Below are 24,015 nucleotides of genomic sequence, written 5' to 3'. Positions count from 1 at the left end.
GAGCGGATGCTCCCCGGTGTTCCGTTTGTATGGCTTCCCTTGCTTCAACGCGCTTCCACCCCCGGCCACTGCCCGATAAACTCAACGTCATCGTAAGCGAAAAAGCGTTCCAGGATCGTCCCGCGGTTGTCGAGGAAGAGCTCGTCGGCCACGGCGGTCACAAGCTTCGGCACGGCATTCTTCATGCCCGAGATCGCCGAAGCGGATAACCCGCAGCTCGCCAGCGCCGAGTAATTGAAGACAAACAAGCCGTGCAGGGCCTTGTATCCGTCCGCATCCCGGCTGGTCAGGGCAAAGCCGGGACTGAGGTACGGATGATCGTCAAGCTGTCCGTTGCGCTGTGCCTCGGGCGCAGTATAACGGTCCTTCCAGCGCGCGATATACGGCTCGACCAGCCGCAGCTCCGGCCGCAGCGCGGGATCACTGACCAGCCCGGTGCTGATGATCAGGTAATCAAACGCATACGTGCCTTGCGGCGTCTCAACCCGCGCGCCGGCTCCGTCTTCGGCGACGTTCAGCCACGGCGAGCCCAGATGCAGCCGGAAACCGGGCCATGCCGCTGCACGGCTGAAGGTATCGTTCGTCGGCGGCTGGTTGAATTTGAAAAAATGCGAGATCACCGCATATTTGTCGGCATCATCGAGCGTATGGAACCGCTCGATCATACCCGAGCCTTCCATCTGGCGGATCGGGTTCACGTTCGGCAGCTGATCGCGGCGGACGAACACATGCACTTCGGCTGCGCCCTCGGCAAGCGCGTGATGGGCGTTGTCGAACGCCGACGCGCCCCCGCCGAGGATGCCGATCGTTTTGCCGCGCAGCGCGGCAAAATCGATGGGCTCCGAAGTATGCGCATACCGCGTCTTTGGCAGGCAGGCTTTGATCATCGGCGGCACATGCCATTCGCCGCCGCCCTGGATGCCGGTCGCCAGAATGACCTTGCGGGCCAGCAGCAGGCCCGCCGCTTCGCCGCTTCCGGCGGTCCGCAGCCGGAAGATGCCGTCGTCGCCGGGCTCAATCAGCTCGAGCCGGGTATCGTTGCGGACGGGGAGCCCAAGCACGCTGCGGTACCAGCGCAAATAGTCCATCCACTCCCCGCGCGGAATTTTATCGACGGCCGCCCAGCCTTCGGCACCATGTAAGGCTTCCCAATAAGAGCGGAAGGTCAGGGAAGGAATGCCGAGATCCACGGAGGTCAGATGCTTCGGCGTGCGCAGCGTAACCATTCTGGCATACGTCTCCCACGGCCCCTCGAGCCCCTCCGGATTTTCATCGATGATCAGCAGGTTGGAGATCCGTTCCCGCAGCAGCCCGAACGCCGCGGCTAGGCCGCTTTGCCCGCCGCCGACAATGACGACATCATACACATGACCCTCAGGATGCTCCAGCCGCGGAAGCCAATCCGCCCCGCCGTAGGCGAGAAGGGACAGATCCCGTTTCACTTGTTCGTTCAAAAGTTCCAGACTCATCGCCGCTCCGACCTTTCCCTAAGGACTTTCAAGATGGCTTCTATTATAACTTGGAATGCCTCCCTTTGAAATGTCTATGGCAGGTTAATTGTCATCGGCGCATGAATTTACGCTATGCTCTTTGGATTGGATCACAAAAAAAGAGCCTCCCGGCTCTTTTTCATGTCAACGTTATAGCCTGTACCACATCCTCCGGGGATGCGCGGTAGATTGGATAACATTCTCCAAACGACTCTTGCTCCCCCTTGGCCGTAAAACCGATTCGCCGCAAAATGCGGTTGCCGTCCTCCGTAATCGCAATGGCTCCGATTTCTTCGACCTCGATGCCTAGCTCCGCGAGCCGCCGCAGTTCGGCCGGAATGGCCTGCACGATCGCCCGCGCATACGCTTTGCGAAGGGGATCGTGAATATCGACGATAATGGAGATTAAATACAGCCGGACGCGCCGGGGCCGATCATAATCCAGAAGATGGGAGGCAAGCTCGCCTTCCTCCAAATCGCCGCTCAATACCTGTTCATAAGGCCCGGCAGGCAGCGGAAAAATGCTGAAGATTCCTTTGACCCCAGCCGGGGTGCGCAGAATATTGTATACCTGCGGGTTTTTGGCCATCACGGCCTCCACGAAGGAGCGGCCGACATGCCATTCCTCTGGGTAGATCGCATAATTCAAAGCCAGCATTTCGTCGATTCGCGCCGGTGTCGCTTTTTCCATGGACCAATCCGGTTCATTCACAGTGTTTCCTCCTTGAAGCTTATGCCACAGGCTCCGCCGCAGAGCTTCCGCTGCATTCCTGCTCCATCTCGCTGATAATTTTGTAATAAAATGAATAGACGCCTTCCTCGTACAGTTTGGCATTCATCTGCAGAATCGTATTGCGCGCCGCCGAAGAACCGCGGATGAAATATTCGATATACGCTGCCCAGGATTTCCAGGTTTCAAGATCATTTTTGTTTTTGATGATATGTACATTGTAAAACTCGTAAACGACATCGAAAAAATTCAGATAATAATAGACCAGCGCTTCTACCTTCGCCTGCAGCTGCGGCGTCTTCGGGGTGACGGCATTCATCGGATGTTGATCGTACACCGTCCACAGCTCAGGTTCGGCTAGCAGCATTTTGTTGATTTCAAGCAAAATTTTCTGATGCTCCTGCTTGGCGGAATTCCGGATCGTGATCCGGTTGAAGCGGTACGTAAAAATCACTGTCACAATCGTCAGCATAAAGGAAATCAACGAAATGGCAAAAGAAACGGATGACAACATACAGGATCCTCCTAGACGGCTGAATACCGGGATATGTTCAAATTATCGTACCGGGCCGTCATCCGCGTCAACCTCCTTTTCAGCGAAAATGGAGCCCCGGGGCTCCTCTTTCATACTTACTCGGCGTCCATGATTGTCGTCGTTCCGACGATATTCATCTGGACCTGAAGGTCCAGTTCGGTATCCTCGATAATGTTCCGGTCCGCCTCCTTTGGATATTTCCGGGCGAATTTCTCTTGAATGTCGAATACATCGGTTTTACGTTCTTTCCACCGCTCGAACAGCTTCTGGCAGTTCTGCTCGATTCGCTCCTCCGTTTCCTTCTCCATTTGCGAAATCACGTCTTTATTCATTTCGAGACGGCCCTGAACCGCCGAAATCGTCGTGTTCATTTTAATGCGGATGTGCATCTTCAGCTTCCCGGAGACCAGCTCCGGTTCCGATTCGTATTGGTATTTTTGCAGCAGCATCGATACCGTTTTGGTACGGTCCTGCGGATTGGCCGTATTCAGGTTGCCGGTCACCTTATTGTCGAGCAGCAAATTGAAATAGATCGTCTCCTCCCGGTCGATGGTACCGATCAGATTGTACTCCTTGATCAGGCCCAGGCCGCCGACATAATACTGTCCTTTGGTGAAATGTTCCTTCGAGACATCGATCATCGTCATTGAATTTACTCTATCTCCGATGTACCGCTGGTTCATGAATTCTTTGATGTTCACCTTGACTCCGTATGTGGTTACTGCCGCTTTGTTGCCCAGCATGTCATACAGATACAGGCCGGTCATCGTCTCTTCCCGGTGATTTGGATTGACGTAACTTTCGGGATCTCCGAGAAAAATGGCGAGCAGCGTACGATTGCTGGAATCCTGCCAGCGGTCAAACAAGTCAATGGTGTCCTCCATGCCGGAACGCGCGTATTTTTCTGTAAACAAAACCACTTTGTTGTGCGCCATGGACACTGGCGCGCTGGTAAAGGTCTCAAGCTGATTCAAGGCGTCCCCGGTATTCTGCACCGTCACTTTATAGACGATCCGCTCTTCCTGGTTGGCTTCTTTGGAGGAGCTGCGGATGGAATTCAACGTTTCGAAATAAAGGATCAGATTGTTGCCTCCGTCCCGGTCGACCAATACCGACGTTACAAAAACTACATGGTCCAGATCGCGGTAGCCCAGACAAGCAGTGAAGAGCAGACATTGCAAGGCCAGCATTACGGCGACCAGCGGTTTCCTTGCTGCCCTGCTCATGGCTTATTTCCTTTGTAAACAAACGGCTTGGAGATTTTCTTCAGCGGGCCGCGCAGAAGGACGTCGCCGGTGGCTTTGCGGAAGGAGCGTTCCGTGCCGAACGGGAACAGGTACGGATAATCGCAGGAGCGCAGTGCGGCGAGATGGGCAACCAGCAGGATGAAGCCCATATAGAAGCCGTGAAGCCCGAAGCAGGCGGACATGATGATTGAAAAAATGGCCCATACGGAAACCGCCGAAGTCAATCTTGGGTTAATGAACGAAGTGATAGCATAGATGCCGGTAACGACAACGGTGGCTTGGGAGGCAAGCCCGGCCCCCACGGCCGCGTCACCCAGAATCAGCGCACCGACAATGCTCAGCGCCTGTCCGATCTGATGGGGCAGCCGGCGTCCGGCTTCCCGCGACAGCTCGAAGAACAGAAACATCAAAATGACTTCCACGACCGTAGGGAACGGAACCCCGGAGCGGGAGACTGCCAGCTTGAACACAAAAGCAGAGGGAATTAGCGAAAAATGATGAGTGGTTACCGCCACGTAGAACCCCGGCAGCAGCAAGGAAATCAATGCCGAGATCAACCGGACCAGCCGCAGCATCGAAGCAAACAGGCGGTTACCGGAATAGTCATCGGGGGCCTGCAGGCTCTCCAGGAAAAAGCTTGGCGCCGTCAGCGCAAACGGCGACCCGTTAACAAGTACGGCGATCCTTCCCTCAAACAGCTTGGCCGCGACCGCATCCGGCTTGTCGGAATAACCGATCGTGTCAAACAGCGATTTATCCGGGCTCAATACCTCCGTTACATAATGAATATCAAGCACGAACGTATTCTCCATTTCCGACAGCTTTTGCCGGACGGTACGCACAAGATCGGAGGGGGCGGTTCCATCCAGATAGACCAATACTGCCTGGGTTTTCGACTGGCTTCCGAGCGTTAGACTTTCAAACTGCAGCTTTTCCGTCGCCATCCGTTTGCGCAGCAGGCTCACGTTATTCACCAGCAGCTCATTGAAGCTCTCGTTGGAGCCGACCAGCGAGGCTTCGAATTGCGATTTTTCCACCGCCCGCGTTTCGATTTTTTTGGCATCAAAAAAGATCGAATGCTCCAGCGCCTCGAATACCAGCACCGGATCTCCGGTCAGCAAGTGTTCCAGCGCGGCGGCGAGATCCTGAACCTCGCCGATTTTGCTGGCATAAATGGCCTGAGCAACTTCCGCCTTGTCCTTGAAGCCTTGCCTGACTGACGCCAGAGGCTCGATAATATACTGGCTGATGTAGCTGGAATCGCAGATCGTTTCAATATAGAACAAGGTCGCGGTGTCCGGGCCGACCCGGATTTCCCGCCGGATAAAATCAAAGCTTCCGTTCATTTTTGCCCATAGCTCATCCGTTTTCACCGGCACCCGTACCCCTCCTCTCTCTCGTTTTTCGGATAGTATGCCAAATTCCGGGTTAAATCATACCGAATTATGCCAATACTAGGTTTGAAGAATATGCAGCGAGAGGAGTCCGGATGGATCTATGGGCAGCATCAATACGAAACATTTGTTTTTTATTATCTGCAGTCTGATCATTGTCACGCTAAAGACCTTTCCTTCGGCCTTCATTAAATACGGCGGCAGGGATACCTGGATCGCGATGATCGCCGCTTCCGTATTGATCGCGGGGTATGTCTGGATCATCCTGCGCATCCACAAAAGAAGCAACAACTACAATCTCATCGATATTTACGCACAGTCGCTGGGCAAATGGGCCGGCGGGTTTTTCTCTTTTTTCTTTATGCTGACGCTGCTGTTGACTCTGTTTGAAAGCGCCGCGGCGGAAGCCAGCGTGATGCATATCGCGTTTCAACTGCTTACTCCGGCTTGGATCTATATTTCCGTAACAGCCATTGCAACCGTATATGTCGTGAAAAAAGGGATCGCTTCCGTGACCATCACTACGGTTATCGTGATTCTCTTTATCAGCTCCTCCGGGATGCTGCTCGCTTTCCTGACCCATAAATACAAAGAAAGCAAATATCTGTTTCCTATCCTGGAGCATGGGATTACCGGCGGAATACTGCTCACTGCCATCAAGATTCTCGGCGCGCTCAGCTGTGTCAGCATCATGATTCCGTACCTGAGCAGCCTGCGCAGCAAAAAAAGGCTGATCCTGCATAGCATGGTCGCCCTTTTGTTTGTCATCCAGATGCTCGTCTTCTCCATGATCGGGGTCATCGAGACGTTCGGACCGGACCGTGCCGTCAATCTGCTGTTTCCGAAGCTGACCCAGACACAGGTCATTAGTGCGTTCGGCTTTCTGGAAGCCGGGGAGTTGTTTGTCATGCTCCAGGTCGTCGCCGGCTGGTTTATCCGCTATATTGTTTGTTTTTTCGCGCTGATGGAGGTGATACGGCTGGCTGGCCTGAAGCTGAGATACAAAGAGTATTACATATGCGCGCTGACGATTATTTTTTCCTACCTGTTCTCGAAAAATCTGTTCACGATGCTAGAGCTCTACAGCTATCTGCTGTACATTCAATTGGCGAACTTTCTGATCATCCCGCTGATTGTGTATCTGATTTATGCGATCCGTCACTTGCAGGATGCAGGAAAGCACAAAGCGGCGGTCAGCGCGGGGGAAAAACCGGGCTCCGGTGCATAAAAAAGACAGCTTGTACCTATTTCGGTACAAGCTGTCTTGGCTTAGGGAGTGTTACGGCACGGCACAATTGCGCCCTGATTAGAAACGCGCAACGTAGAATTCGCGGCCGGCAGGAATGCTTTTGTTTGTCAGCGTTGTGCCGTTTTCGTCAACGATCCGCAGCGTGTACGGAATGGTCGTGAGCGTGGAGATTGTCTCGAAGCGCACGACGCCGAAGTCGTCAAATTCTGCCGAGATCGGAGTCGGCCCGCCGGTCAACGTCGCTACCCAGCCGCTGGAGTTTTTCGGCGTGCTGGCCGAGTTGGTGCTGGTAGCCAGAACGACAAAACGGGTCAGGGTCTGTTTCGATCTGCGTCTTCTGCGCGGTGCCACCGCTCTTGCTCTCGAAGGGACGGCGGTTCTGTTTCGTTTGGCCAGTGCTGTTTTCTTTACAGGTACTTTCATGCTTGATTCACCACTTTCTTTGGGGATAGTATAGTAAATTCAAACTTGCCGCCTCCCGAAACCGCTTATCCCCATACCCGAAAAAATGTGATAGTGTCATAGATTTGCCGCGGCTGTACCCGGATAACCGCCCTGTGCATAAACTGCGCGTAGAGGTGATTACTCCGTCATGAGCGAGACGCATTGGCTTCACCGGTATGCCGCAAGTCTGAATTCCCCCCTAAAGCGCAAGCTTCTTCAAACGCCGGCTGCACCGCGCGGCAAACGTGCGCGCCTTCCGGTTATCATTCAATTCAAAGATAAGCTGACCGAGGAACAAATCAAAGGATTGCGCCGCCATGTCGGTGCCCATCCCCTAAAGATCGGGCACCGGCTACACTCGCTGCGCGCCGTCTCCGCCCGGGTATCGCCGGAATGCCTCAAACAGATCTGCTGTTGGCCGGGACTCCGCTGCGTTCACCTGGATGAACGCAAAAAAGCGACGCTGCATATCGCCGCGCCCGCGATTGGCGCCGCGGCGGTCCGCAAATCGCTTGGCCTCACCGGCAAAGGCGTCCGGATCGCCATTCTGGACACCGGCGTCTACCCGCATCATGATTTGACGAGGCCGGCGAACCGGATCGCCGGCTTTAAGGATCTCGTGAACGGCCGGCAAAGGCCGTATGACGACAATGGCCATGGCACGCATGTGGCCGGCGATGCGGCCGGCAACGGCCACGACAGCCGCGGTAAATATACCGGACCGGCGCCGGAGGCGGAGATCGTCGGGGTCAAAGTGCTGGACCGCGACGGCTTCGGTTACGACTCGACGATCATCAAAGGCATCGAATGGTGTATCGCAAACCGCAAGCGGTTAAGGCTGCGTATCCTTTCTCTTTCGCTCGGCGGTGCGGCGCTGCAGCCGCCGCAGGACGACCTGCTGTGCCAGGCGATCGAGCGGGCGGTCCGCTGCGGACTCACCGTCGTTGTGTCCGCCGGAAACAGCGGCCCCGGCCGCGGGACGGTGGAATCGCCGGGCATCAGCCCGTCGGCGATCACCGTCGGCGCGGTGGACGACCGCCGGACGGTCCGGCAGCGCGACGACCGGATCACTTCGTATTCCAGTCGCGGTCCGGCGCGGGGCGGCGGGACCAAGCCCGACCTCGTCGCACCGGGCGAGAGCATCATCTCGCTGCGCGCGCCGGGCTCGGAGCTGGCCCGGCAATATCCGTACATGACGATCGACAAATCCTATTTCGTCATGTCCGGGACCAGCATGTCGGCGCCGCTGGTCGCGGGCGCCGCCGCCCTTTTGCTGCAGCGCTCGCCGGCGCTGACCCCTCGCCAGGTCAAGGCGGCGCTGATGAAAAACGCCTTCAGCCTGGGGCTGAAGGCGAACACCGCCGGACGCGGCGAGGCGGATCTGCGCTACCTGCTGCAGCAGGGGCCAAACCCGCCGCCGAGGTTCTGCGACGGGCGGGCAAAGCGGCGGCGCCGGGATTAGGCGCCGCCGGGGCTGAAGGGCCGCGCGCGGCGTAGCTGCGCGGCGGGAGGCCAGCCCGGCGGCGGGGGGCGCGCCGGGCAGTGCATTGGCGTGGCGCGTGCCCGCCGCGCCGATACGCCGCTTGGTTGCTTCGCTTAACCGCTCCCACCCACTGCTCGGTTGCTCCGCCTAACCGCTTTCACCCACTGCTCGGTTGCGTAGCCTCGCCCCCCAACACGCCTGAAACATGCTACTAACGGGACATGAGCACCGCTATTTGCAGGAAATAAGCCTATTTCCCATGCCAACGGACACCAAAGCCGTTATTGCTACCATAATCGCTGAAAAACAGCAGTTTGGGTAGCAAAAACGGCTCTCAGGTCCGTTACTATGAAAATGGAGCAGAAATCAGAGAAATAACGGCGCTTAGGTCCGTTAAGAAAACCACTCATTACACTTAGAGCATCGCTGTCCATTAACAAGAGGCAACTCACTGGTTTTTGAATAAGTGTTGCTATTATTGGCCATTACAGTTAAATCAAACGAACTTTAGCAAATGGTTTTAGCAAACGTTGTACCTTCATGAACCTTTCGTGCTCTGGCAACCTTTTGCGTCTGGCGAATAACGAATTGTGAATATTGCGTAACTACGCTCTCGTTCTTCTAATCTTACCGAAGCCCCATAGAGGTTCTACTGGCATGATTTGTTTTCCAGCAGCTCCAGCACTTTCGCGGTGAAAGCCAACATCTGCTCATCTTGCCCGAAACGACCGATGCACTGAAAGCCGATCGGCAATCCCTGTATCGCCGAGACCGGCAGCGTAATTGTCGGATTTCCAGCGAAAGTCCACACAGCCGTCATTCCCGGCCAGCCGGTCCGCCCTTCTTCCAGTAGCGGTGCAGTTCCTCCCTGGGCTGGGGACACCCACAAATCAATGCCTTCTTGAACCATCAACCAGTCCAGATCCTTACGCAGGCGCAGCTGTTCTGCGGCGTAATCGGCCAACTCTGCATCCGGGACAAGCCTGCCGCGTGAGATGGCTTCTTTTACCGGAATGCCGTAACTGTCTGCGTAAATGTCCGACCAGCGCTCATGGATTCGGGCCATTTCTCCTTCCACCAGACGGAGCATTGCATCGCCGGCGATAAAATCATCCTTCCACGGCATATCCAACCGCTTTACAGTCAGCCCGCTGCGTTCCAGCTTGCTAACCTGAGCTTCGTAATCCGACTTCACCTCCGGGGACATGAATTCCATGTATATTCCCCGTGGGATGCCCAGTACAGGCGGACGAGCCATCTCGCCTGCCGTCCAATCCGGGACCAGTTCGGCAGCGAATACGTTCATCGAGTCCAGTTCCGGGGTGAAAAAGCCGACCGTATCCATGGTCGGCGACAACAGCAAAACGCCGTCGAGCGGTACCCGCCCATAGCTCGGTTTATACCCGGCCACCCCGCAAAACGAGGCGGGGGCCGTTACCGAGCGCAGCGTCTGCGTGCCGACGGCGAGCGGACACATTCCTGCCGCCACGGCAGCGGCAGAGCCTGCGCTGGACCCGCCCGGCGTATGGGCGGGATGATGGGGATTGCGTGTCGCGAAGGGGCCGCGGTACGCAAACTCTTCTGTCGCCGTTTTCCCGGCGACAATTCCGCCCTGGTTGCGGATATGCGCAACCAGCGATCCTTCCGCCGCCGTCAGGGCTTCCGGCGGCAGCGCTGATCCTGCATGCGTGGGCATTCCGTTCACATGCAGCAAATCCTTGATTCCGACGGGAACGCCATACAGCGGGGAGCGCGATTCCGGAGGGATCCCCTTTGTTTCCAATCGCTGCATCTCAAGGGCGATCCGTTCCGGCAGCTCTTTTTCATAAACAAACGCCTGAACATGCGGTTCGAGCGCCGCATATTTTTCCAGGAAAACATCCACTGCGGTCCACCCCAACCTCTCCTGCATCCGCTCCTTGGCGATTTCGATTGCTCCTGATGCTGCCTCTGAACCTGGTTTGTGGTCTGCTTCGGGCATACTCAACTCTCCCCATATCCTTAGTCGCTCTAAGTTACGGCTGATCCGCGTACAAGTTCCAGAAACTTGAAATCGCATGAATTGGGGCGTGATCGCAACATTAACGTCGTCGCATCTTTGCAGAGCCGCAATCGGCGGCTATAATGAGAGTAATGAACGTGAAAAATCACAATCGGTCGTGAAGAACACGCCGCTTTGGCAAGCAGGTCATCCGGAGGGATGAATGCAGCGCCGGGGCGGCTTTTCTTTTGCAAAAAAATGAAATGATTTAAGAGGGAGAGGATTCAATGCCGCAATTCGAGCAGCTTTATTCCGAGTGGCTGGAAACGCAGATTTCCGAAGAGATCGGCCCCCGACGGCTGGAGCTTTTGCAAAAGGGGTTAGGTCATGGCACGGTAGAGTTTTTGAGAAATGTCTGGTGGCCGGCAGTCGGCAACTTCAACGATTTGTATCCCGAATGGGAGGTGCGCGATTTAGGCAACGGGTATCGTTATTTGGATCTTGCCTATATGCCTGGCGGAGCCAAAGGCGGGATCGAAATTCAGGGCTTCGGCCCGCATGCGAGAGATTTGGATGTCCGGCGATTCAAGGATTTGTGCAGACGCCATGCTTTGCTGGCCTTGGACGGGTGGACGTTTCTTCCGATCGCTTACTTGTCGATAGTCGAGGAGCCCGAGCAGTGCCGGCAAATGATCCTGGCCTTCATCGGCAGATTTGTGGCCACCGTTGTCCCCGGGCAGCTCGAATGTCTGGAAGCCGAAACGCTTCGGTTTGCCCGGCGGACGCTGCGCCCTTTTACTCCGCTGGAGCTTGCAGCGCATCTGCGGGTAACCGACCGGCATGCCCGGCGAATCCTGCATCGTTTGACGGACCTCGGTCTTTTGGAGGTATCCGGCGGCAACCTGCGTTTTCGGAGTTACGGTCTGAAAGTTTGATTGCTGGTGGGCTGTTTTTTGCGGGAAATGAGGCCATTTCCTAAGCCACGCTCGTTCGCCTTTCCTTATTCCGCCGTATGCGGCAGAGGTCGTGTTGGCCAATTCTCTTCAGTCGGCAGCCCTCTTTTGACCATTGAAAAACAGCGCAGCGCGCTGCACTCTGCCTCATCATCCTAACGGACATGAGCGCCGTTATTTGTGGGAAATGAGGCGATTTCCCAACGCAACGGACATCAAAGCCGTTATTGCCTCCAATAACGCTGAAAACCTGCGCTTTGGAGGGCAATAACGGCTCTCAGGTCCGTTAGCACGTCAATATTCGTGTTTTTGGCAAAATAACGGCTCTCAGGTCCGTAAGATACGCTGATATGCTTGGCTAGCGGCACTCGCTGCTTCGCGGCATGCACTTGTCCGCAATATATGCTTGGCTACGGCATGCACTTTGCTACGGAATGTGATTTGCCGCGGAAAGTGATAGGCTGCAGGCATGTAATTGCTCCAGCCTATGCTTGACTGGCGGCACGCCTTGACCGCATCATGCACTTACCCGCATCATACGCTTCTCCCGCACCACGTTCCCGCACCACACATACCCCGCGAACATGGCTTGCCCTTGGTATGCTTTCCCGCCACCACACATACCTCGCGGACATGGCTTGCCCTTGGTACGCTTCTCCCGCACCACACATTCCCCACGGGCATGCACTTGCCCTCGTTACCTTCATCCTTGCCATGCACTTGCCCTCGACACGCCTTGCCCCCACCACGCTTCCTCCATGGCGTTTCCCCCGCGGCACACTTGCCCGCGGTCCTCAAAGCTCCCCTACCCGAGCGCCTGTACCAGCACGGCGTATTTCCCGCCTTTGCGGGCTTCGCTGACGGTATCCATCGTCTCTTCGATCAGTTGGCGGATATCCTTGATTCCGCCTTTGGGCGCATGGAGGATGCCGATCCGGCAGCCCATCTGCTCGGGGCAGCCGATGGACGGGAAATCGTACTGCTCCATCCGCGAGGCAATGCTATTCGCGATCCGCGCCATTTCCGCTTCGTCCGCTTTGGCGAAGACCACAAACTCGTCGCCGTGCGCCCGGCCGAAGCAGCAGCCCGGCTGGGCCGGCGCAAAGCCGTCCTTAATGATTTCATAACACGCCAGGATGACCTTGTCCCCGACGTCGAAACCGTATAAATCGTTGACTTGCTTGAAATGGCGGATATCGAACCGCAATACGGCAACCGTATCCTCATCGGCGCAGAGCGAGAGGATCTCCTCCGCCGACTCGAGAAAAACCTCCATATTCGGCATGTTTTTTTTGAGATCGCGCACATCGGCTTTTTCCAGCTTTGACAATTCGGCTAAACGTTCCATTCTGAACTCGTCCTCCTCCAGCATTCGGATCAATCGGTCGATCTGAACCTTCCGCTGCAGCTGCACATTAAGATTGCCCGAAATGACAATGCGCTTGCGCCGCAGCGTATGAATCAGCTCTTCGCTTGAGATGGGGCGGTCCAGCAAATCCTTGACTTCCGCGAGCGAAAACTCCAGGCTTTTCAAAAGCATTATCCAATTCAGCAGCCCCGACTGCTGTTCCTCATAGCTCCGATAACCCGTAAACGGGTCCACTGCCGAGGGCTTCAGCAAGCCGAGTTCGTCGTAATGCCGCAGCATTTTGACGGTCACCTGATTTTTTGCCGCAAATTCGCTGATTCTCACAATCTTACCTCCATCCAAGTATCCGGCCGGATGAGCTCTGGATTCATCATAAACCCTACCGTAAGGGCCGAGTCAACCGAAATTCGATTTACGCTTTCGCTCCATCCATCACGCCGAAAATAAAAGCAACGACCGGCACCGCAATCTCGATAAAAAGCACGACCGTTCCGCAGATCACCGGCCATTTTTTCCGGCTTCTCCGGCCATATACAATCATGACGATGCCCGCAATCAGCCACAGCGTGTAAATCCCCAAATGCTCCATGATTACGCTCCTTTGAAAGAAAATCATCCAAACGCGGATGGTTAAGATTGGCTAAAGGTACGGCCGCTATACTCTGCTTTAAATGCTCATTCTTGACCATCGTGCCTTACAGGGCATACTCCAGCCGCACCAGCTCCGCCAAAGCTTCGGCCTGACCGCTGGACGGCCGGTCAAAAAGAAACGTCTCGAAGCTACAGGTTACATGATTCTCTCCTTCGAGGCACCAATGCAACCGGTATTTGCAATATTCGCGGGTCGCCTTCTGGAAGCTGCAGTAATGGCAGCCGTCCTGCTCAAAATAACGCTTCAGCTCCGCCGGCAATGCGGCGATCGTCTCCATGTAGCGATCCATCGATTTCAGCTTCAGCACGACTTGTACCTCCAACCGGTGAAAATCGATCATGATCCGGGCCACCCGCTTCTTATGTAAAACGTATTCAAGACCGTCGTCTTTATAGATGTAAGCCAGGCCCAGGCTTTCGGTCAAGTGGCGGTGCAGCCCTGCCAGCAGCAGTCCGGCGTCGCCGCCCGTCATTGCCGCCAGATCGCGGACGACGCAATCCCGGGGTAGAAGGCTCCGGTCAGCCAGCCTTTTATAGTCGAAGTAGTAAAACTCATGGGGATCATCCGGATGGTACGGCTCAGCGAGCGCATATGCCTCCAGGACCGCCAGAAGATCGGGATGGGCCGGATAACCGATATGAATCCATTCCGTCCCTTTGCCGATACCGGTATGGTCCAAGCCCCGCAGCACGAATCCGAAATCCGTCAGCCGCATTAGAATTAGCGCCGCTTTCGGAATCTTTTTCAGCGCCGCTTTTAGCTCGGCGGCCGGGATGTCCAGACTGTTCGGGCTTGCAACGCCCAGCCGGCCGATCTCCCGGATGACATCGCCGATCCGCTTGATGGCCCGCCAGGAATGTTTTGCTTTCTCGCCCGACGGACGGTCCTCGTCCACCGGGACAACAGGAAGTCCGTACGCTTCCGGACGGATCTCGATATCCCGGTAAATCTCACCCATCACGCCGGAAAACTTGCGGAATGCGGCGATCCAACGGTCTTCGGCCATCCAATCCTTCAAATCCGGATGGATCGCAAAAAACTCCGGCACGGCTGGTATATGCCGGTAATACGCGGCAGCCTCTTGCTGTACATAACTTATACGCCCCAAGATGCACCCTCCCGTTTTTTCTGGAATTCATTAGTTTGAATGTATCGAAAGGCCGGCGGCGCGCGCAATGACGATTTACATAAATAGAAATAAAATGTTAAATTATTGATTTTCATCACTGTGTTTATTCGACATAAACAACTATGATTTACTCAGTTCGTTATACCGGTTCCCCACTTTTCCGAAGGCGAGGCTGCCCATGTTATTCAATTCCTATGCTTTTATTTTTGCCTTTCTGCCTGTAACGTTTGCCGTGTATTTCGTTTGCCTGAACATCCGCTGGTTTACGGCCGGCAAACTATGGCTCGCCATAGCCTCGCTGTGCTTCTACGGTTACTGGAATCCTAAATATATCCCTCTGCTGCTCGGCTCCATTCTTTTCAACTATGCGGTCGGACGCCGGTTGCTAGTGCGGGAGAACCGCCGGAAGGCGCTACTGACGTTCGGGCTGGCCGCCAATGTCCTCCTGCTTGGTTACTACAAATACGCCGATTTCCTGATCGATAACTGGAATGGCCTGACCGGAAGCAACACCCCGCTGCTGCATATCATTTTACCGCTCGGCATCAGCTTTTTTACCTTCACGCAAATCGCCTACCTAGTCGATGCTTACCGCAAAAAAGTCCAGGAATACCGCTTCGTCAATTATGTACTGTTCGTGACTTTTTTCCCCCATCTGATCGCCGGCCCGATCCTGCACCACAAAGACATGATGCCCCAGTTCGACAGGCTGCGGAATAAAGTGTGGAATTGGCGCAACCTTATGTCCGGCCTGCTTCTGTTCTGCATCGGCCTGTCCAAAAAAATGCTCGTCGCCGACACGCTTGCCGGATACGCCAACAACGGTTTTGCCCATGCAGTGCACTTCGTGGATGCCTGGATCGCCTGCCTCAGCTATACCTTCCAGATATATTACGATTTCAGCGGTTATACGGACATGGCGATCGGCATTGCGCTGCTGTTCAATATCCGTCTTCCGCAGAACTTCAACTCGCCGTACCGCGCAACGAGCATCCAGGACTTCTGGCGGCGCTGGCACATTACGCTCAGCCAGTTCCTGCGGGACTATATCTATATTCCACTCGGCGGCAACCGCCGGGGCTTCTGGACCGCCAACCGCAACGTGCTGATTACGTTTTTGATCGGCGGCCTGTGGCATGGCGCAAGCTGGATGTTCATTCTGTGGGGGCTGCTCCACGGCGCTGGACAAGCGGTACAGAACATCTGGAAGCGGTACGGGAAACCGTTGCCCGCCTGGCTGTGCTGGGGCATCACCTTCCTGTTCATCAATATCACCTGGGTGTTCTTCCGGGCGGAAAGCCTTGCCCAAGCGTTCCGGATCTTACGCGGCATGGCCGGCCTTTCGGGACTGGGCTTCAGTGGAATCACCGATTACATTCTGATCGTTCCGGCTATCCTTCTTCTGCTGCTGGTCACGCGGGTATCCCCGAATCTGACCGCTTCCGCAAGCAAACGACGTCCCGGCTGGGCAACGGCTGCGCTGATGGCTCTGATGTTTATGATTTCGCTGCTATTCTTTAACCGGATCACCGAGTTTCTGTACTTTAATTTCTAAACGGGTTATTTACGGCAGAGGGGGACATGGTTTGATTCCGCAACAGGCACAACATAAGCCCGGCCCGAGACCGGGCAACAGACGCGCCAAAAACCGTCGTATCCAGGCGCGGGAGACGGTGCTGCGTTTTCTTTTTCTGACCGGTATGCTCGCCGTGGTTATGGCACTGCTCGTATTGTTTATCGATCCGCTGCAGTTCTATCACCGTCCGGGCTGGTATACGCCGGTCTTCTCCAAGCAGGAGCGCTACCAGAACCCCGGGCTGGCCAAAAATTTCGACTACGATACGATCATTATCGGCACGTCCATGACGGAGAACTTTCTTCCTTCCGAGGTGACCCGGGCGCTCGGCGGCACGAAAACGATGAAGCTGTCCATCGAAGGCTCGACTGCGGAAGAGCATTACAAAATGGCCAAGCTGGCGCTGGAGACGGGCAAACCGAAGAAGGTGCTGTGGGGGCTGGACTATTTTTCACTGAAGAGCAGTACGGAGGAGGAGCAGGAGACATTCCCGGATTATCTGTATGACGGCAAGCTGTGGAACGACTACCGGTATTTGTTCAACGCCTCGGTGTACACGCAGTTCTTTGTAGGGCTGGGCAATACGCTCTCGGGCGGCGGCAGCGACCTGGAACATCTGAACAACTGGAACGGCGATTCCGTCTTCTCCAAGGCACGGACGGCTAAATCGTATCATGACCAAAGCGCCGGCGAAGCCTATTTCGGCATCAATGAAGAGGATACGCCGCTGCTGCAGGAGAGGTTTACTACGTACATCGAACGTCTGCTGACCGATTATCCCGACGTGGAATTCTACTTCTACTATCCGCCGTACAGCATCATGCGCCAGGTCGCCTGGTACAACGTCAATCCAAAGCGTTACACCAACCAGCTGGAGATGCGAAAATGGATGTTCGAACGAATCAGCCGCCATCCCAATGCCAAGCTGTATGATTTCCAGACGGAAGCGTCATGGACGTTCAACCTCGATCTGTACAAAGATATCAGCCATCACAATCAGGACGTCAACCGCATGATCGCCGAGCGGATCGGGGCGGATGATCCCAAATATCGCGTGACAGCCGATAATGTGGACAAGCTGAACGAAACGCTGATCAAGCAGACTACCTCTGCGCTGATGAGCCCGGACGGTAACGTATACGCCTACGAAGTGCTGGTGAACGGAGAACCTTATTCATTTACGAAAAAGCTAGTACAAAGCGACGGCGAATTGTTCCTTCCCGCCGCCGAGGTGGCAAAGGCGCTGGGCGCAACAATCAATTGGGATGCCGCGGCAAAGACGGCGGCGCTCCAATACGGGCAAACCAGGCTGCAAATGACCGCCGGGCTGGAGACGGCAGCGGTGGGCGATACGAACGTAAACATGGCCCATCCTCTCGTTATCGTTGGCGGCCGGGCCATGATTCCGCTGGCGTTCGCCGCCGGGCAGCTCGGCCTTCCGGTGAGCACCGCTGATCAAGGCTGGTACATGCAGCTTTCGATCGAAAAATAAGCCAGTAGGCCATGGAATGGTTTCTCTAGAAAAAACAGCCGCAACGCGCTTGGTTATCCAAGGCTGGCGGCTGTTTCGCATTATGCGCGTCCTGCGTACGCATCCGCTGCGGCGGCCATGTAGTAGGCCAGTCCGGTTTGCTGCCCCTCCAGCATGCTACGGTGAAAATCGTCGTTCAGGAAAAATCGCGACTGCGCGGCAAAGTCCTCCGCAATAGTCGCATGCCCCTGCCGGCCGAGAAAATCCAGATGCTCTCCGATCCGGCTGCGGACACTTTCATCGTCATGCCGCACGCCATTGCGCAGCGCTTCCGCAATCCCGCCCATAAAGCCGGCGGCTTCCGCCGCCATTTCATTCATCCCCGCCACATCGATTGCTTGTTCCGCAAGCAGATCCGTATCGTAGTTAGCCTTCAGGTAGTCGTTCTGCTCCTGCAGCGCTTCTCTCCAGTCCTCTTCCTTCGCAAATCCATAAAAAAGCTCCTTGTCGTTCATGGGTTCTCCCTTCCCTTCACGGGTTATCGTCTTCCGCAGCGTCGCCAGAATGGCCTCTAGCCGGTCCTTGCGGGCGCACAGCAGCTTCTCCTGGTCGGCCAGAATCGCCGGACGTTCGCCTTCGGTTGCCATCAGGCGGGCGATTTGATCCAGGCTAAGATCCAGCTCCTTGTACACCATAATCTGCTGCAGCCGCTCCAGTTCCCGGCTCCCGTACAGCCGGTAGCCGGCTTCGCTGACTTCGCTTGGCAAAAGAAGGCCGATTTTGTGGTAATGATGCAGCGCCTTAACGGTTACGCCCGCCATCGCCGCAACTTCCTTTACCGTATATAACATGACATTTCACTCCCTTCGGATTAGAGTTTAAGGGCTCCTCTTGGAGGAGGGTCAAGGGAATGTCATTAGCTATTCAAATCTTAACTGGAGCGAATCACAAATTGGTCTATAGCCTATCTTTTGATAGATGCTATTCGATATGGGATTTGCTAGGTCCGTATATAAGACACACTTCGTGAATCCTTTATCCAATGCAAGTTGGCTAATTTGCGCCACAATGGAAGTAGCGTACCCCTTGCCCCGCTCATATGGAGGGGTATATACAAATGCCACGCCGATCGCTGTTTGCATTGTCCTTGTAAATCCCGCCATAGAAACGGGTATCCCGTTGTCCTCTAGAATATAGATCTTCTTAGATGCGATCCGGTAGAGATAAGGGGCTGCTTCTTGCGGGATGGACATTTCTGTTTTTCCATAACTCCCCGCTGCAAAAAATGCTTCCGCCCAGTATGGGAAAAAGTGAACATCCTTTTCATCCAGCAATCGAACGATACCAACCTTTTGAATGTCCGGGTTTACCGCCGTAAGTTCATAGATACGCTGGCTCATGGTTGTTTTAAAAGTGATTCCCCTGCGCAAAGTATATTCTTTGGCAAAATACAACGCCAAGTTTTTTTCGGTCGTCACCCCTGGAATTTCACGGTCTTTTAACCCATCGATCAGACAGCTTATAGCTTCCGGGTTGATTACGTTGTCTGTAGCATAAAGCGTAATATTGTGCGGCGGTGTCATTATGGCGGTTAGTTGTGTGCCCTTCGCATCCGAAATCGTAGCCATAAGCCAATGTACAGGGTCACGCCAGTCTGTTTTGTCTTTTCCTTCATGCCCCATAATAATATTGCCAAGAGGGATCAAATTCTGTGCTTCATGCCGCATCAGCACATCATAGGTATCCTTGTAAAACTCATGCACATCTGTATACAACTTGTATTGCATCACAGTATCTTCCTTTCCATAATTCATTTATGAAGACGCAAAAAAACTCCATCCCATTCGGGACGGAGTTGCTCCGCGTTACCACCCTGATTGACGTTTAGCATAAACGCCCACTTCGTCATCGTCCAACAACGATGCTTCTTTGTAACGGTAGAATCCCGGGCCCATCTACTTTGATTTCGGGGACCAGCTCCGAGGTGATTATTGGATTCGGATATCCGCTGCCTCGCACCAACCGGCAGTTCTCTGAACGGCGTTTCCGTATCTACTTGTCCTCTTCATCGTATTTGGTACTTATTCGTTAAGTTCAACATAAGTTATTTTCAATATTCTGTCAATAACTCAAACGACTATATCATGCTTCAAAAAAACCTCCCGGACCAACACGGTCCGGGAGATCAAATGCTATTGCGGCAGTTTTACGATGACTTCATACGTAGTGCCCGGCTGCACATCCGTGAGTACGCTGCCCGGCAGAAGCTCGCCGTTCACGTAGACCTCCGGAGCGGAGATGCCGGCTTCGCGCGTCATCTCGATCGCAAGCGTCGCACCGCGGAAGCTGCGTTTCACGCGGGCATCCCTCCAGTGGGAAGGAAGCTGCGGCTCGATGGCAATGCCCTCGGCGTTTCCTTTGAGACCGAACAGGCCGTCGATCAGGCAGCGATACACCCAAGGCACGGTTCCCGTATTAAACAGGTGGCTGGAACGGCCGGCGGTATTCGGGAATTGCCGGTAAGCTCCCCGGTAATAGTTCGGAATAAAGACGGGAAGCTGGCCGCGGCGGACGATATCCTCGCGGTCCGGTCCCGGCAGCATTTTACGCAGCAGCCGGTAGGCATTATCGGCCGCGCCCGCGGCGTACAAGCCGTAAATATAGAAGGCGGCGGCGTGGTTATAAACGGCACCGTTCTCCGCCGTGCCGGGATGTTTTTGCGTTACCCGGCCGACATCTTCACGCATCGCGGTAAAGGATGGGGCCAGCTTTTCCACGCCATACGGCGTTTCGAGCTGCTCGGCAACGGCCTTCATCAGCTTCTCCCGCTGTTCTTCGTTCGCCGCGCCGCTGAGCAGCGCCCAGCCCTGCGGATTGATGAAGATGCGGCCTTCTTTATCGTCCTTCACGCCAAACTTCACATTGTCGTCGGTGATGCCCCGCGCGTACCACTCGCCGTCCCACATATGGCGGTTGTATGCATCGTTGGTTTGGTCCGCTTCGGCGCGGAATGCAGCTGCGGCTTCCAGCCGCCCGCTGGTTTCGGCGATATCCGCCCAAACCTTAAACGCATAAGCCGTGGCGACGGTCAGCCAGCCGGACACGCCTTTGCCTTTATAGCCGACCATATTCATCGGATCGCACCAGTCGCCCTGGTTGATAAAGTTCAACCCGCGTTCGTCGCGGTCCTGGATCAGCCAGCGCATCGCCCGTTCAATATGCTCGTAGACGGTGGCCGTCTCATCGCTGTCAGCAAACGGTGCCCGTTCATCGAGAATCGCGTAATCGTTCGTCTCGTCCAGATAGGTGCTGAGGCAGATCGGCAGCCAGACGGAGTGATCCGTATGCGGCACCTGGTTGATGTATTTCAGCTCCGCTTCTTCATGCAAAATAATGCCGTCCGGCATTGCGCCCTTGCTCTCCTGCTGGGACAGCGCGGTCAGGAACGCGCCGCGGGCAATTTCCGGCCGGATATAACTCATGCCCATGTTGTCCTGCAAATAGTTCCGCGTCTGCGGATCGGTCGTCAGGCGGTTAGTTTTGCCGTGGTAATACATTTGCCGGGCCAGCCAGTGGTTCACGAAATTGTCCAGGTCGCCGTCCGGTGTCGCAATTTCAATGACGCCCTGACCTTCGGCCACATACCGGGCATACTCCCGCGCCGCCAGCGCAAAGCCGTCCAGGCCTTCTTCATTTTTATCGGTAAAATACTTTTGGCGGATCGCCGCAATATCTGCATTTGTCCGCGCCGGGCCAAAGACGAACCGGTACGACGCTTCCTGCTCCGCTGCAAGCTCCAGCCGGTACTGCATGACGGCCACGGGCGACTCATACCGCGACTCGCCGCAGCCCAGCGCTTCCCCGGTCAACGCCGATGGCGCGCCGATGCCGCCTTCGCCTTCAAACGCCTCCTGATTGACCTCCCAGGCATAAGGCGTTTGCTCCGCCAGCAGGAAGGTTTTATCGTTCAAGCGTTTGATTTTATCGTAGTCCTGCAGCTTCTGGTATGGAGTGATGGACGAGCAGACGATGGCCTGCAGATCCTCCGCATATTCGCCGGACTGGTTCATCCAGGACATATAGCCGACGGTAAAATAAGGATAAATGCTGATCTTCCGTTTCCGGCCGGATGTGTTCGTCACCTTAATGCTCCATAGCTCGTAAGGATCGTTCACCGGCAGACCCAGCGTCATCTCGATCCGCAGGCCTTGGTGTTCGGCGGTAAAGACAATGTCATGTTTACCCGCAGCAAAAAGATACTTCTCCGGCAGCACGCGCACCGGTTCGTAAGGGGCGGAGAATACGCTTTCGGTTTCTTCGTCCTTTATGTACACGAATCGTCCGGGATGATGCGCGTAATACGGCTGCTCCGGCTGCATAAACGTCTTCATCTCCAGGTTCGGGGCATGCGAATATTTCGCAGGCTCCGGCTGCATGAACTGGGCTACGGCGTATCCGCGGCAATTCATATGGATCATCATCGTTTCATTCCACAGAAATCCCGATGCTTTCGGCAGCAGGGTGGGGCTTGTCAATTCGTAATATTGCTGGTCTTCCGATGGTCTGATCACGTTAGCACCTCTTTCAACAATAAATGGAATAGAAATAAATACCTGTCTAAATCATACCGCACCTGCCGATAGTTTGCACACGGATTGCACAGATTTGGCGAAAAAGACAAAAACGAAAAAAGCCGGTTCCGGGAAACGGTATCTGGATACCTGCCCGGACCGGCTTATCGCTCAACCCATCATCCCAAAAATCACATCTCAAACTTCACGCCTGTGAGCTCCTCGCTCAGCCGCCACAATTCGCGGGCATAGCCGGCATCCGTCGCCCACGGCCGGACGCCGTAGCCCTTGTCGCTGTCCGCCGGCACCGCCTCCGCAATGTCGCAGTCCTCGCAATATACACCGCCCATTCCGTCCAGCTGCGGGCTGGTCGCGCACCATACCGTTGTTGCCGCGCCTTGGCGGATCGTCTTGAAGGCGTCGCCCCGTTCTTTTTTGCTGCGGTTGATAAACAAGCTAAGCACCCACTCCTGCTTCAGGAGAGATTGCCCGAGTCCTTGAAGCAGACGCGAAGCGCCCTTACCGCCGCTGAACCGGCCGATGCCCGTAGACGGAATCAGACCCGGATGCACCGAAAAGGCACGTACGCCGCTGTTTTGACCCAGCCGATCGAGTTCGGCCGCGAACAGCACATTCGCCGTTTTGGACTGGGCGTAGGCTTTCCATTTGTCATATTCGGTCCGCGCGAAATTCGGATCGTCGAACAGCACCCCGCCGAGCCGGTGCGCCCGTGAAGATACCGCGACAACCCGGGCGCCGCCGGCTTGGCGAAGCGCAGGCCATAATCGGGCCGTCAGCTGAAAGTGGCCGAGATGGTTGGTGGCGAACTGCGCTTCGTACCCCCGCCGGTCGCGCATCAGCGGAGAAGCCATAATGCCGGCGCTATTGATCAGGAGGTGCAGTGGCCTCCCTGATGCCAGGAAGCGTCCGGCGAAGGCATCAATCGACGCCGGGTCCATCAAATCCAGCGTCTCCGTGGTCACATTAGCCATGCCACGCACGGCCTGCCGGGCTTTCTCCGGCGAACGCGCCGGAACGATGACCTCGGCTCCCGCAGCGGCGAGAACGCGTACGGCCTCCAGCCCCACGCCCGAATATCCGCCGGTAACGATGGCGATTTTGCCTTTCAGGCTGCGGCCGCCAAGCGCTTCCCTGGCTGTCGTTTTAGACCCGAACCCGGAATGGATCGTCGTTTGCGGTGTGACTTTACTTTTATCCGAATGATTCATTTGCTGCTCCCTCCATCCAGCATCTCCCGTAAATGGCCGAGCAGCAGCTCCAGCTTCGGCAGCCAGCCGCTCGGATCGAGATAATAGTAATTTTTGGTTGCTACCTTATATACCTTAACGATTCCCGAGTCTTTCAATATTTTAAGGTGATGGGATACAGCCGGACGGGAAAGATGCGTTTTGACCGTAATTTCGCCCACGCGCATCCCGTCGCAGCCGGAGGCAATCATCGCCAGAAAGATCATCTGCCGCGTCTCATCCCCGATAGCTGCCAGCACCTGTGTACATTCCTCAAAGCTTGTCTTGATTCCGCCCAGCGTATGTTCGTTTGTCTGCATCCTCTGAGCCTCCCTTGCCGTTTCGTTGATCGGTTCGAACCAATTGCAGCATAGCACAAGGGCTGTATCCCCGCCACATCGGGAAAGAAAATGCAGACGGATGCTCCTGTGATCCATCATTAACATAAAAAACGGCCCGTACCCCGCGTATGCGGTGTTCCGAACCGTCTCATG

The 24,015-nt window shown here is 55.3% G+C and carries 20 protein-coding genes and 1 other annotated feature; of the genes, 5 read left to right on the top strand and 15 right to left on the bottom strand.

Annotated features, from left to right (window positions below):
* Positions 1-44 precede the first annotated feature (44 nt).
* From BMW84_RS01050 to BMW84_RS01030, 5 genes are all read right to left on the bottom strand, one after another.
* A complete protein-coding gene (locus tag BMW84_RS01050) occupies positions 45-1,469 on the bottom strand; it encodes an NAD(P)-binding domain-containing protein (RefSeq protein ID WP_091063510.1) in 1,425 nt (474 codons plus the stop codon).
* A gap of 160 nt (positions 1,470-1,629) precedes the next feature.
* Positions 1,630-2,202, bottom strand: a complete 573-nt coding sequence (locus BMW84_RS01045) for a hypothetical protein (protein WP_091063508.1) — start codon at positions 2,200-2,202, stop codon at positions 1,630-1,632.
* Between the two features lie 19 nt (positions 2,203-2,221).
* The gene (locus BMW84_RS01040; protein ID WP_091063505.1) at positions 2,222-2,734 is read right to left on the bottom strand and encodes a hypothetical protein; all 513 of its coding nucleotides are present in this window, start codon (positions 2,732-2,734) and stop codon (positions 2,222-2,224) included.
* A gap of 116 nt (positions 2,735-2,850) precedes the next feature.
* Entirely contained in the window at positions 2,851-3,981 is a 1,131-nt protein-coding gene (locus BMW84_RS01035; protein WP_091063503.1) for a Ger(x)C family spore germination protein, read from the bottom strand.
* Positions 3,978-5,381, bottom strand: coding sequence for a spore germination protein (locus BMW84_RS01030; protein ID WP_091063500.1), 1,404 nt, complete (start codon positions 5,379-5,381; stop codon positions 3,978-3,980). Before BMW84_RS01030 ends, BMW84_RS01035 begins: the two co-directional genes overlap by 4 nt.
* Positions 5,382-5,499: 118 nt before the next feature.
* Between BMW84_RS01030 and BMW84_RS01025 the strand changes: the two genes are divergently transcribed.
* Entirely contained in the window at positions 5,500-6,624 is a 1,125-nt protein-coding gene (locus BMW84_RS01025) for a GerAB/ArcD/ProY family transporter (RefSeq protein WP_091063496.1), read from the top strand.
* 78 nt (positions 6,625-6,702) lie between these two features.
* Here BMW84_RS01025 and BMW84_RS01020 read toward each other — a convergent pair whose 3' ends face one another.
* Positions 6,703-7,068, bottom strand: coding sequence for a hypothetical protein (locus BMW84_RS01020; RefSeq protein ID WP_139209573.1), 366 nt, complete (start codon positions 7,066-7,068; stop codon positions 6,703-6,705).
* A 169-nt stretch (positions 7,069-7,237) separates the two neighbouring features.
* Here BMW84_RS01020 and BMW84_RS01015 point away from each other — a divergent pair, with 169 nt between their 5' ends.
* On the top strand, positions 7,238-8,551 hold the full coding sequence (locus BMW84_RS01015; protein ID WP_091063489.1) for a S8 family peptidase: 1,314 nt from the start codon (positions 7,238-7,240) through the stop codon (positions 8,549-8,551).
* A 670-nt stretch (positions 8,552-9,221) separates the two neighbouring features.
* On the opposite strand, the gene BMW84_RS01010 is transcribed toward BMW84_RS01015, so the two are convergent.
* A complete protein-coding gene (locus BMW84_RS01010; protein WP_175498629.1) occupies positions 9,222-10,553 on the bottom strand; it encodes an amidase in 1,332 nt (443 codons plus the stop codon).
* Between the two features lie 287 nt (positions 10,554-10,840).
* Here BMW84_RS01010 and BMW84_RS01005 point away from each other — a divergent pair, with 287 nt between their 5' ends.
* Complete coding sequence (locus tag BMW84_RS01005) at positions 10,841-11,488, top strand: transcriptional regulator (protein ID WP_091063484.1); 648 nt, start codon at positions 10,841-10,843, stop codon at positions 11,486-11,488.
* Positions 11,489-12,311: 823 nt separating this feature from the next.
* Here BMW84_RS01005 and BMW84_RS01000 read toward each other — a convergent pair.
* The 3 genes from BMW84_RS01000 to BMW84_RS00995 all read right to left on the bottom strand — a co-directional run bounded on the left by BMW84_RS01000 (position 12,312) and on the right by BMW84_RS00995 (position 14,635).
* The gene (locus BMW84_RS01000) at positions 12,312-13,199 is read right to left on the bottom strand and encodes a diguanylate cyclase domain-containing protein (RefSeq protein ID WP_091063482.1); all 888 of its coding nucleotides are present in this window, start codon (positions 13,197-13,199) and stop codon (positions 12,312-12,314) included.
* Between the two features lie 88 nt (positions 13,200-13,287).
* Complete coding sequence (locus BMW84_RS24620) at positions 13,288-13,464, bottom strand: hypothetical protein (RefSeq protein WP_175498628.1); 177 nt, start codon at positions 13,462-13,464, stop codon at positions 13,288-13,290.
* A 106-nt stretch (positions 13,465-13,570) separates the two neighbouring features.
* Positions 13,571-14,635 carry a hypothetical protein gene (locus BMW84_RS00995; RefSeq protein WP_091063480.1) on the bottom strand — a complete coding sequence of 355 codons (1,065 nt, stop codon included), beginning with the start codon at positions 14,633-14,635 and terminating at the stop codon, positions 13,571-13,573.
* 199 nt (positions 14,636-14,834) lie between these two features.
* Here BMW84_RS00995 and BMW84_RS00990 point away from each other — a divergent pair, with 199 nt between their 5' ends.
* Positions 14,835-16,211 (top strand): MBOAT family O-acyltransferase, encoded by a 1,377-nt coding sequence (locus tag BMW84_RS00990; protein WP_091063478.1) that lies wholly within the window; start codon positions 14,835-14,837, stop codon positions 16,209-16,211.
* A gap of 31 nt (positions 16,212-16,242) precedes the next feature.
* Positions 16,243-17,724: a stalk domain-containing protein gene (locus BMW84_RS00985; RefSeq protein ID WP_091063475.1), complete on the top strand. Its 1,482-nt coding sequence runs from the start codon at positions 16,243-16,245 to the stop codon at positions 17,722-17,724.
* Between the two features lie 80 nt (positions 17,725-17,804).
* On the opposite strand, the gene BMW84_RS00980 is transcribed toward BMW84_RS00985, so the two are convergent.
* From BMW84_RS00980 to BMW84_RS00960, 5 genes are all read right to left on the bottom strand, one after another.
* Positions 17,805-18,554, bottom strand: a complete 750-nt coding sequence (locus tag BMW84_RS00980; RefSeq protein WP_091063472.1) for a MerR family transcriptional regulator — start codon at positions 18,552-18,554, stop codon at positions 17,805-17,807.
* Positions 18,555-18,623: 69 nt separating this feature from the next.
* Entirely contained in the window at positions 18,624-19,490 is an 867-nt protein-coding gene (locus tag BMW84_RS00975; RefSeq protein ID WP_091063470.1) for a GNAT family N-acetyltransferase, read from the bottom strand.
* 55 nt (positions 19,491-19,545) lie between these two features.
* Positions 19,546-19,781 (bottom strand) — a binding site (T-box leader).
* A 114-nt stretch (positions 19,782-19,895) separates the two neighbouring features.
* Complete coding sequence (locus BMW84_RS00970) at positions 19,896-22,274, bottom strand: GH36-type glycosyl hydrolase domain-containing protein (RefSeq protein WP_091063468.1); 2,379 nt, start codon at positions 22,272-22,274, stop codon at positions 19,896-19,898.
* A gap of 191 nt (positions 22,275-22,465) precedes the next feature.
* Complete coding sequence (locus BMW84_RS00965) at positions 22,466-23,503, bottom strand: SDR family NAD(P)-dependent oxidoreductase (protein ID WP_091063466.1); 1,038 nt, start codon at positions 23,501-23,503, stop codon at positions 22,466-22,468.
* Positions 23,500-23,841: an ArsR/SmtB family transcription factor gene (locus tag BMW84_RS00960; RefSeq protein ID WP_091063464.1), complete on the bottom strand. Its 342-nt coding sequence runs from the start codon at positions 23,839-23,841 to the stop codon at positions 23,500-23,502. Before BMW84_RS00960 ends, BMW84_RS00965 begins: the two co-directional genes overlap by 4 nt.
* Positions 23,842-24,015 lie beyond the last annotated feature (174 nt).

The sequence above is a fragment of the Paenibacillus sp. NFR01 genome, assembly GCF_900111565.1.
Classification (GTDB): domain Bacteria; phylum Bacillota; class Bacilli; order Paenibacillales; family Paenibacillaceae; genus Paenibacillus_AQ.
Note: the sequence above shows the minus strand (reverse complement) of the source record. Positions and strands in the feature narration are given on the sequence as shown.

What these genes read in the sequence shown, in the direction of transcription:
- BMW84_RS01050 (WP_091063510.1), bottom strand. Translation starts at nt 1,469, where the DNA reads ATGAGTCTGGAACTTTTGAACGAACAAGTGAAACGGGATCTGTCCCTT.
- BMW84_RS01040 (WP_091063505.1), bottom strand. Translation starts at nt 2,734, where the DNA reads ATGTTGTCATCCGTTTCTTTTGCCATTTCGTTGATTTCCTTTATGCTG.
- BMW84_RS01035 (WP_091063503.1), bottom strand. Translation starts at nt 3,981, where the DNA reads ATGAGCAGGGCAGCAAGGAAACCGCTGGTCGCCGTAATGCTGGCCTTG.
- BMW84_RS01025 (WP_091063496.1), top strand. Translation starts at nt 5,500, where the DNA reads ATGGGCAGCATCAATACGAAACATTTGTTTTTTATTATCTGCAGTCTG.
- BMW84_RS01020 (WP_139209573.1), bottom strand. Translation starts at nt 7,068, where the DNA reads ATGAAAGTACCTGTAAAGAAAACAGCACTGGCCAAACGAAACAGAACC.
- BMW84_RS01015 (WP_091063489.1), top strand. Translation starts at nt 7,238, where the DNA reads ATGAGCGAGACGCATTGGCTTCACCGGTATGCCGCAAGTCTGAATTCC.
- BMW84_RS01010 (WP_175498629.1), bottom strand. Translation starts at nt 10,553, where the DNA reads ATGCCCGAAGCAGACCACAAACCAGGTTCAGAGGCAGCATCAGGAGCA.
- BMW84_RS01005 (WP_091063484.1), top strand. Translation starts at nt 10,841, where the DNA reads ATGCCGCAATTCGAGCAGCTTTATTCCGAGTGGCTGGAAACGCAGATT.
- BMW84_RS24620 (WP_175498628.1), bottom strand. Translation starts at nt 13,464, where the DNA reads ATGGAGCATTTGGGGATTTACACGCTGTGGCTGATTGCGGGCATCGTC.
- BMW84_RS00990 (WP_091063478.1), top strand. Translation starts at nt 14,835, where the DNA reads ATGTTATTCAATTCCTATGCTTTTATTTTTGCCTTTCTGCCTGTAACG.
- BMW84_RS00980 (WP_091063472.1), bottom strand. Translation starts at nt 18,554, where the DNA reads ATGTTATATACGGTAAAGGAAGTTGCGGCGATGGCGGGCGTAACCGTT.
- BMW84_RS00975 (WP_091063470.1), bottom strand. Translation starts at nt 19,490, where the DNA reads ATGCAATACAAGTTGTATACAGATGTGCATGAGTTTTACAAGGATACC.
- BMW84_RS00965 (WP_091063466.1), bottom strand. Translation starts at nt 23,503, where the DNA reads ATGAATCATTCGGATAAAAGTAAAGTCACACCGCAAACGACGATCCAT.
- BMW84_RS00960 (WP_091063464.1), bottom strand. Translation starts at nt 23,841, where the DNA reads ATGCAGACAAACGAACATACGCTGGGCGGAATCAAGACAAGCTTTGAG.